Origin of the sequence: Streptomyces sp. NPDC005533, from assembly GCF_042871845.1 — a bacterium.
Lineage (GTDB): Bacteria > Actinomycetota > Actinomycetes > Streptomycetales > Streptomycetaceae > Streptomyces.
Genome location: NZ_JBIAJH010000156.1, coordinates 1 through 2,370, shown reverse-complemented (window position 1 = coordinate 2,370; position 2,370 = coordinate 1). Strand labels below are relative to the sequence as shown.

Here is a 2,370-nt window from a genome sequence, read left to right as displayed (position 1 = left end):
AGACCCCCACCCTGCGGATACCTCATACACCCGGCATACCGCGACGATCACCGATCGTCAGCCCCCTACGACAACCCGGCTTCAAAGTCAGTAGAGCAGCGGACTCATAATCCGTCGGCCGTGGGTTCAAGTCCCACCCACCCCATAGGAGGTGCCTGCTGGTGCTGGCCCACTTCGCAGCCTGCAGGCACCTGGGTCCCACCGGTTCATGACTCCAAGGCTGGGGAGCGCCCTCCGCTAGGCAGGTAGGGCCGTGGCGCGCGACGCGGTCCTGCGCGTGTTTTCATCGAGGGCAAGGGGCGGTAGCTCAGTTGGTTAGAGCTGCGGACTTTTAATCCGTAGGTCGTGGGTTCGAGCCCCACCCGCCCCACTGTCCAGCTTCCTTGGGCAGTACCTGCCACCATCAGTCGGTTGCTTACTGGCTGGCGCTGCCCTCCGCCAACCCGAGGCAGTGTCAGGGTAAGGCGCAGTGGGCCCTGGCCAGATTTCCGTGAATCTGGGGCTTGCGCCGGTGATGCTCCGTCACGATTTCCGGCGTCTTCGGCAAGTATGGCGAGCTCGTGCGGATTGTTTCTCCGCATCTCGATGCGGTGCTGGTGGAGGGGGGCGTGGGTGGAGGGCGGCGTGGTCTGTATGGGGCCATCTAGACGGAGAGGCTGAGGGGGCGGGGCGTGAGAGGCCAGTGGGCCGCGGTGCGTCGTCCGCGCTCCAGCGGGAATGTCTCAAGGGAGACCTGGCGAGCCGGGGCGGGTGTCTGGGGGTGCGCGGAGCTCCCACACCGGTCTGACAGCGTGGGAAGTGGGCGGTTTCTCCGAGAGCGGGTAACTTTTGGAGGGGGAAGCCCTACCTTTGGTCGGGCCGGGGCTTCCCTCTGGGGCCTGGGCTGGCTGCCGGGATCGTGCTCCGTGCCCGGATGATGAATTGGCGGATTGGCGGGGGACCTGCCTCGGATCGGAAATCCGCGACGGCGCCGACAGCGTCGGGGCCGGCTTCGACGAAGGTTGACCCGTAGGTAGCCGAGTGGAGAGGTGGGGTGACGGGCAGGGCTCCCGGACGGTTGAGCGAGAGATCTAACATCTCAACTCGATGGCAAGTTTGCCTTGTTGGGTACCTATCCCTGCCGCCCTGGACCTTCCTCATGCCCTCGTGGAGGGGGTGACGATGCTGATCGTCACCCGTGCGGGTGACCGCCTGTGCAAGCTGGCATCTCAGCGGGTCCCGATCACACTCGTATATCTGCGCAAGGCGCGACACTCCGGCCCAGATCGCGGAATTCGGGCCCAGCGAAAGCACGGCCCACGCCTACGTACCCGCGTGATCGTACAGCTGGCTGCCCGCGGTCTCTCACTGACCCGCACCCTGCGGCAGGCACGCCTCGAGTACGGGCTCGTGGACGGCATGCTCGCCGAGTGCGACCGCGTCGGCAACGGCCAGGACGACTCCTCCGGCAAGCATCGCTGGCAAGGTAGCGTTCGCCCAGGTCAGAGGCTTCAGATATGCCGAGAAGCGGCCTGCTCGGTGGGCGCTGCGTAGATTCGCCTTTAAAGGGAGAGACGCCAGAGGGCCGACTCTCTCCAAAAGGACTGCGTGTCGTGCCTGGTTTGGGGTTAGGCAGTGTCTTCAAAGGGCTTGAGTCAGATGAGGAGGGAGGCGAGGACGACGGCTGCCTGGTAGGACGCGCGAGTTTTGTCGTAGTGAGTGGCGATGGTGCGCCTCTGTTTCAGACGGTTGAAGCACCGTTCGATGACGTTGCGGTGCTGGTAGAGCTGTTTGTCGTCGAAGGCTGGCGGCCTGCCTCCTTCCCTGCCGCGTCGGGGTGTGGTGGGCTCGCTGATTACGGCGCTGCGGAATGGTGTGGCCGATCCCGCGTTCACGCAGGCCGGCGCGGATCTTCCGGGAGCTGTGGCCTTGTCGGCCACGTCCTGGCCAGGACGTGGCCGGGTCGGGGCCGGCCGGGCGGACGTTGATGGTGGCCATGGCGTATTCGAAACGAGTGCAGTCGGCAGCATGCCACCGGAGAGGAGCGCCCACCTGCGAAAACGCGTATATAGCGTACGTCACGGCCCATACCGCTCCGGCACATCACGCAACGCCGAACCCGTCCGCAGCTTCCACACGATACCGTTCAGCACCCGCCGGTCATCCAACCGCGGCCGCCCCGAAGACGACCGCGGCAACAACCCGGACCACGCCTCCCACTCCAGATCGAACAGCTCATGACGACGCACCACGCTCCACCTCATGCTCCATCAGACCCTTTTGAAGACACCTCCTAAAGGTTGTTGCGGCCCGTCTGGGATGGGGCATTCCTCTTGTATGGGTGGGGTGTTGCGGGCTGTGTTGGTGTGGGTGGAGACGTTCACTGGTCTG

The 2,370-nt window shown here is 65.0% G+C and carries 1 tRNA gene and 2 pseudogenes; 2 read left to right on the top strand and 1 reads right to left on the bottom strand.

Going from position 1 to position 2,370, the window contains the following annotated elements:
- Positions 1–296: 296 nt before the first annotated feature.
- Both ACFYP3_RS37530 and ACFYP3_RS37525 read left to right on the top strand, forming a co-directional pair.
- A tRNA-Lys gene (locus ACFYP3_RS37530) sits at positions 297–370 on the top strand.
- A 716-nt stretch (positions 371–1,086) separates the two neighbouring features.
- A pseudogene (locus ACFYP3_RS37525) lies at positions 1,087–1,467 on the top strand (IS5/IS1182 family transposase); the annotation flags it as partial.
- A gap of 167 nt (positions 1,468–1,634) precedes the next feature.
- Here ACFYP3_RS37525 and ACFYP3_RS37520 read toward each other — a convergent pair.
- A pseudogene (locus ACFYP3_RS37520) lies at positions 1,635–2,231 on the bottom strand (transposase).
- Between the last annotated feature and the right edge of the window lie 139 nt (positions 2,232–2,370).